Source organism: Variovorax sp. P1_H2 (genome assembly GCF_056405295.1).
In genome coordinates, this window is record NZ_JBFUCJ010000204.1 from 1 (window position 1) to 5,886 (window position 5,886).

Sequence of the window (5,886 nt, forward strand, 5' to 3'; positions counted from 1 at the left end):
GCGTCGCCCTGCGCGTACTGGCCGCGTCGCCCTGCGCGTACTGGCCCAGCACGTCGCCGAGGTTGCTCGGGTTGAGGTTGGCGCTGTAGCTGGCAGCAGCGCGCCATTCGCCGTTGATGAGGTTGTCATGGCGATTCATGAATCACTCCCTGGAAGCGGTTGGCGTCGGGCCCAGTTGCCGACAGGCGCGTGTCAGGAGAGAACCGATCTGAGTCGGGTCGCTGGCCGCGCCGAACACGATGTGATCAGGCCGCACAAGCGCGGCCACGCACTCGTTTCGCCCGAACCAGCGCGCCACAACGTCGTCCGTTTCGATCAGCTTCAACACGCCCGGCACGTCGGCCTTGCCACTGATGCAAACGGTTTGCGCACCAAGCCGGGCCAACGGGTCCGCCCACTGCTGAAATTGGGCGGCCTCAGGGGCATCGCGCAAAACCAGCAGGAAACCGTTTGGAACCAGATCGTCCAGCATCTGCGCCTCGGCGTCGACATCGAGCCGTCCGACAGGTTGGGGAAACGGGGTCCCCGCCGGGGCGACATCGCGATCGATCAGCCCGTGGTGGACACCCGGCAGCAGGCTCTGACGCAACTGCATCCTGACTTGGCCTCCCTGTTGCTCGCGCAGATTGCGGTCGCGCTCGTTGGCCCTCACCGGGTCGCGCTCGCAGATGATTTGACCGAGGCGCTTGACGGTCGCAGTGATGTCCTCGACCTGCGGACCGCGTTCTTCGCCATAGCTGTCCAACAGACCGTCGGACGCTCGACCCGTGAGCACCCAATCCAGCTTCCAAGCCAGGTTGGTGGCGTCACGCAGGCCTTGGCACATTCCCTGAGCCAGGAACGGAGGCATTTGGTGAGCGCCGTCGCCGGCCAGCAGGACGGATCCTTTGCGCCACTGCGCGAGGACGACGGCATGGAAACGATAGGTGGCGGCGCGCCAGATGCGTGCCTCACCCGGTGAGACCCAGGGCGACAGCAACTTCCAGATTGCGTCGTCGGGCATCTCGCGCTGTTCGGCTTCGTCGGGCAGAAGCAGAAACTCCCATCGACGGTGCGTGCCCGGCCCCACGACATAGGTGCAAGGGCGCACCGGATTGCAGTACTGAATGTTCGTAGCAGGCAACTGCGACAGTTTGGATTCCTCGATATGCATGTCCACGACGATCCAGGGCTCGTCGAACTCCAGGCTCTTGAGTTGCAGGCCCAGCCGCTTGCGCGTCGGACTCGCGCCCCCGTCGCACGCAACGACGTAGCGCGCGCGGACTTCGCCGTCGATGCCGTCCCTGCCGCGGACCGTCAACACCGCACCGTCGTCCGATTCCCGGACGTCGGTCACTTCACAGCCGAGGCGCACCTGCACGTTCGGCATGGCCTCGACTGCGCGACGCAGCGATGCCTCCAGCGCCGGCTGGTTGAAGGTGTACGAGGGGGCCCATGCAAGCGGGTACGGCGAAGGGCCCATGTCGAAGTGCTGGATCGGCTGGCCGTCGCTGCCTTGATAGATCGTGGGGCGATATGGCGTCATGTGGGGCGCCAGGGCGCCGGCAATGCCGATCTCCTGAAAGGTCCTCATTGCCTCGTGGTCGAGGGCAAACGCGCGGGGAAGCGGATAGATCGACTCGGATTTGTCGAACACCGCGACACGTCGGCCACGCCGACCGAGCAGCGCCGCGAGCGATGCGCCCACCGGGCCAAAGCCGACGATGGCGACGTCGAATGAATCGTTGATTGCTGGGGACATGGTGAAGTTTGGTGTGCGGGAATCACATAATTGTGCATAAACTTGTGAATCCTGCACCAAGGGTTGATCCCAATGGGCATCGAACAAGGGCCGACGTGTAATGCATATCCATCTGTTTTATGCATTTTTCACAAGGAGACGACATGTCGATGATGAAAGCGGCCCGCCTGCACAAGGTGGGTGCACCGATGGAGATCGAACAACTGCCCATTCCGCAGCCGGCCGCCAATGACGTGCAGGTGCGCGTCCATTCGTGCGGCATCGTGCCGAACCTTGGGAATATCCTGGCGAACTGGACCACCTGGTTCCCCGAACTGCCTCTCCCGCCCCTGCCGGCGATCTTCGGCCTGGACCCCGCCGGAGAGGTCACGGCCGTCGGCTCCCATGTGCATACATGGAAGCCAGGCGACAGGGTGTATGTGAACCCGAGTCTCTACTGCGGCGGTTGCCGTGCCTGCCGCAACGGGGATCTCATCAACTGCACGCACTATGCGTTCAGCGGCTATTTCGGCTTCTCGGAGAACTCGCTCAAGCTATTCAAGAACTACCCCTACGGCGGCCTGAGCGAGTACATGATCGCGCCGCAGTACGCATTGGTGAAGTTGCCGGACAGCGTGACGTTCAACCAGGCTGCGCGCTTCGGCTACCTGGGAACGATGTACTCCGCGATGCGCAAGGCGAAAGTGGGGCCAGGTCGCAGCGTGCTCATCAACGGCATCAGCGGCACGCTGGGTATCGGCGGCGCTCTGTTCGGTCTGGCCATGGGTGCCACCCGCATTCTCGGCACGGGGCGCAATCAAGAACTGCTGAATCGGGTCAAGGCATTGGCGCCGGACCGAATCGAGGTGTTTTCCAACGCCGGCGGCGAAGCCATCGACACCTGGGCCAAGTCACGCACCGAGGGTCTCGGCGTCGATACTTTCATCGACGCACTCGGGCCAGGCGCGCCGCACGAATCGTTGCAGCAGGGTATTCGCGCTCTGAAGCGTGGTGGTCACGCTTACAACATCGGCGCAATCGCCGGCATGGTCGGGTTGGACCTCCACACCATGATGGATGAGCAACAGGGCATCGAAGGCTCGGCATGGTTCACCGCTGGCGAGGGACAGGATATGGCCGACATGGCCGCGGCGGGCACGCTCGATCTTTCCGTGTTCGAGCACGTGTGCTACCCCCTCGATCAGGTGAACCAGGCGATCTCCGGGATTGCCAGTCGCAATGGCGGCTTCAGCAACTTCGTCATCAACCCTTGAGTACGAGGAAGATCATGAAGATCAGACGAGTTGTCACGGGTACCGGCGCTGACGGCAAAGCGAATGTGGTCGCCGACGGGATCGCGCCGCGCGGCGTCGAATTCACGACGGTGCCGGGATTCGCCGCGTCGCTGGTGTGGTCGACGCGTGCGGCCGAGATTGTCTCGCGAGCTGCCGAAATTGCCGATCGTACGGGCGAAGTCGGCTTCGTTCCCGAGGAAGGCGAATCGCGGCTGATGTTGGTGACGTTTCCGCCCGACGCGGTGATGATGCGGGCCGACTTCGATGGCGCTGCCTTCGGTCAGGAATTCGGCAAGTTGGTCCCCGGTCTTGCCGAGACCTTCGAGCCCGATCATCCAGGCATGCACACCACGGACAGCATCGACTACGACATCGTGCTGGACGGCGAGATCACGCTCGAACTGGACGATGGCAAGCAGGTGCTGCTGCGCAAGCACGATGTGGCTGTGCAGCACGGAAACCGGCACGCCTGGCGCAATCTCGGCGACCGGCCTGCCACCATGCTGTTCGTCCTGCTGGGCGCCAGAAGGAACGGATAGCGAAGGAAGCGGCGGTTGCGACCGAGTTCATGGACTCTTTCAAAACGTGGCGTTTATGCATAAACTTGCCGTCATGCACAAAGAAGAAATTGAATTCCGTCCTCCCCCGCTGGCCGATCAAGCCTTCGCGAACCTGCGTCGCGACGTATTGACGGGAACATTCGGCGCCGGCATGAAGCTCAAGGTCGATGAACTGCAGGCAAGCTATGGTCTGTCGAGCAGCCCGCTGCGCGAGGCCCTGAGCCGCCTGGCGCAAGAGGGCTTGATTCGCGCGGACGAACGCCGGGGTTTTCGCGTGGCCCCCATTTCGACGGACGACCTGGCAGACATCACCCGCATGCGCTTGCTGCTCGATGTGCCTGCCTTGCGCGAAGCGATCGCGCAAGGTGACGACGCTTGGGAGGGCTCCGTGGTCGCTGCCTACCATCGGCTTGAAAGGGTCGAGTCCCGCTTGAGCGACGGGCCAGTCGTCTTGGACGAGAACTGGTCCGAGCTGCATCGAGCCTTTCATCTGGCGCTCCTGGCGGCTTGCCCTTCGGAGCGGCAACGTGTGTGGGGTGCCAGTCTGTTCGACCAGGCGGAGCGCTATCGACGCTTTTCTGCGCGCTATCGAAAGACTGCGCGACGCAAAACCAACGAGCACCGCAAGATCATGGACGCAACGCTGCGCCGCGATGCCGATACCGCGTGCGCATTGCTTGAGGAACACATCCTGAGCACGCAGCGCAATGTGACAGCCGCCCTCAAGCTGGCTGCCGAAGCCGAATAGCCACCGGCAACCGTACCCGCTCCTGATGAGCTCCATGGGTCATGGCGTGGGCTGCGCCGTCGTCGCCGATTCCGCCACGCGCATCGTGCAACGGCGTACGCACCATGCGTCCGCAGCGAATCGGGATGTGCTCCGGCACGCGTCCAACGTTCGACTCCTGCAGCAACTGCAGGGGATCCTGGCGATCGGCGGGCTGCTTCCAGTCGGCGCGGGCTTCGCGGGAGCATGCATCGCGAAGGCTCTTGCCCATCGCGGATGGTTCCGCCTGCGACAGGTGCGGCGGTGCTGGCTCGTAGGCCACCTTGGACCGCGCTTTCGACGGTCGATCTGGCTTGTTCAAGTCCTGCGCCATGAACCTTTCAGACGCGCGGACTGGCCCGCGCGCCCCGCACTAGGGATGGTCTGCAGAACACGATTTGCAGTCACGGCTGAATGAATAAGGTGATGCCGACGCAACCAGATGACTCGATCGAGCAAGCTCGGCAACGATTTGCCGCGCGGGGCCGCCGCTTTGGCCGCCCTGCAGGCCCGTTTCGGGCCTCCCAGAGGCACTCATCCCCTGACCTCCATCAACTTTCGCCGCGCCATCCACAAATTCGACAGCGCGAACAGCGTGACGATCTGCGCCGTGTTCTTCGCCAAGCCGCGATAGCGCACCTTCGTGAACCCGAACTGCTGCTTGATCACCCGGAACGGGTGCTCGACCTTCGCTCGGATGGAGGCCTTCATCTTCTCCACACGCTCGGCCACGAACTCCGGCTCGATGAACGGGTTGAGCAGCCTGCGCTTGCCCGGGCGCATCGCCACATGCCAGGTCGGCCCTTTGGCCTCCGCTCGCTTGTGCACGCCCTGGTAGCCCGAGTCGCCGAAGGCCGCGTGCTCCTCGCCGTGCAGCAGCGCTCCAGCGACGTTGATGTCGCTCACATTGGCCGACGTACCCACCACCGTGTGCACCAGCCCCGACGCGGTATCTACGCCGATGTGGGCCTTCATGCCGAAGTACCACTGGTTGCCCTTTTTGACCTGATGCATTTCCGGGTCGCGCTCGCCTTCAAGGTTCTTGGTCGAACTCGGTGCCGCGATCAGCGTGGCATCCACAGCAGTGCCGGTGCGCAGCAACAGGCCTTTGGCTTGAAGGATGTCATTGACCACGCGCAGCATGTCGACGGCCAGGTCGTGGGCCTCCAGCAGATGGCGAAACCGCAAGATGGTGGTCTCGTCGGGCAAGCGGCTCACTCCGTCACCCAGGCCTGCAAACTCCCGGTACAGCGGCACGTCGTGCAGCGCCTCTTCCATGGCTGGGTCGCTCAGACCGAACCACTGCTGAAGATAGTGAATGCGCAGCATCGTCTCGATCGCAAAAGGCGGCCGACCAGTCTTGGCCCGCGGGCTGTGCGGCTCGACGATCTGCACCAGCGCGCTCCAGGGAACCACCCGATCCATCTCATCGAGGAACTCGCGTTTGCGCGTCTTCTTCGTCGACAGGTTCAGGCCCAAGCCCAACTGATTCGGGGGAGTTACGCGTTTGGAAATCATGGCATCAGATCATGCAAGGCTTGGGCC

The 5,886-nt window shown here is 63.3% G+C and carries 6 protein-coding genes; 3 read left to right on the forward strand and 3 right to left on the reverse strand.

Features of this window, described 5'->3' with window-relative positions:
- Window positions 1–142 precede the first annotated feature (142 nt).
- Window positions 143–1,741 carry a bifunctional 3-(3-hydroxy-phenyl)propionate/3-hydroxycinnamic acid hydroxylase MhpA gene (gene mhpA, locus AC1D2E_RS34385; RefSeq protein ID WP_478201552.1) on the reverse strand — a complete coding sequence of 533 codons (1,599 nt, stop codon included), beginning with the start codon at window positions 1,739–1,741 and terminating at the stop codon, window positions 143–145.
- A gap of 143 nt (window positions 1,742–1,884) precedes the next feature.
- Here mhpA and AC1D2E_RS34390 point away from each other — a divergent pair, with 143 nt between their 5' ends.
- Genes AC1D2E_RS34390 through AC1D2E_RS34400 form a run of 3 tightly spaced genes read left to right on the forward strand, consistent with a single transcriptional unit; the run spans window position 1,885 to window position 4,323 of the window.
- Complete coding sequence (locus tag AC1D2E_RS34390; RefSeq protein WP_478178341.1) at window positions 1,885–2,994, forward strand: alcohol dehydrogenase catalytic domain-containing protein; 1,110 nt, start codon at window positions 1,885–1,887, stop codon at window positions 2,992–2,994.
- Window positions 2,995–3,008: 14 nt separating this feature from the next.
- Entirely contained in the window at window positions 3,009–3,554 is a 546-nt protein-coding gene (locus AC1D2E_RS34395) for a cupin domain-containing protein (RefSeq protein WP_478201553.1), read from the forward strand.
- Window positions 3,555–3,609: 55 nt separating this feature from the next.
- On the forward strand, window positions 3,610–4,323 hold the full coding sequence (locus AC1D2E_RS34400) for a GntR family transcriptional regulator (protein ID WP_478201556.1): 714 nt from the start codon (window positions 3,610–3,612) through the stop codon (window positions 4,321–4,323).
- Here the strand turns inward: AC1D2E_RS34400 and AC1D2E_RS34405 are convergent.
- Both AC1D2E_RS34405 and AC1D2E_RS34410 read right to left on the reverse strand, forming a co-directional pair.
- Window positions 4,298–4,675: a hypothetical protein gene (locus tag AC1D2E_RS34405; RefSeq protein WP_478201554.1), complete on the reverse strand. Its 378-nt coding sequence runs from the start codon at window positions 4,673–4,675 to the stop codon at window positions 4,298–4,300. The two genes, AC1D2E_RS34400 and AC1D2E_RS34405, sit on opposite strands and share 26 nt — an antisense overlap.
- 200 nt (window positions 4,676–4,875) lie before the next feature.
- Window positions 4,876–5,859, reverse strand: coding sequence for an IS5 family transposase (locus AC1D2E_RS34410; RefSeq protein ID WP_478201555.1), 984 nt, complete (start codon window positions 5,857–5,859; stop codon window positions 4,876–4,878).
- Window positions 5,860–5,886: the final 27 nt, after the last annotated feature.

Coding starts and splice junctions, on each gene's coding strand:
- mhpA (WP_478201552.1), bottom strand. CDS start 1,741: ATGTCCCCAGCAATCAACGATTCATTCGACGTCGCCATCGTCGGCTTT.
- AC1D2E_RS34390 (WP_478178341.1), top strand. CDS start 1,885: ATGTCGATGATGAAAGCGGCCCGCCTGCACAAGGTGGGTGCACCGATG.
- AC1D2E_RS34395 (WP_478201553.1), top strand. CDS start 3,009: ATGAAGATCAGACGAGTTGTCACGGGTACCGGCGCTGACGGCAAAGCG.
- AC1D2E_RS34400 (WP_478201556.1), top strand. CDS start 3,610: ATGCATAAACTTGCCGTCATGCACAAAGAAGAAATTGAATTCCGTCCT.
- AC1D2E_RS34405 (WP_478201554.1), bottom strand. CDS start 4,675: ATGGCGCAGGACTTGAACAAGCCAGATCGACCGTCGAAAGCGCGGTCC.
- AC1D2E_RS34410 (WP_478201555.1), bottom strand. CDS start 5,859: ATGATTTCCAAACGCGTAACTCCCCCGAATCAGTTGGGCTTGGGCCTG.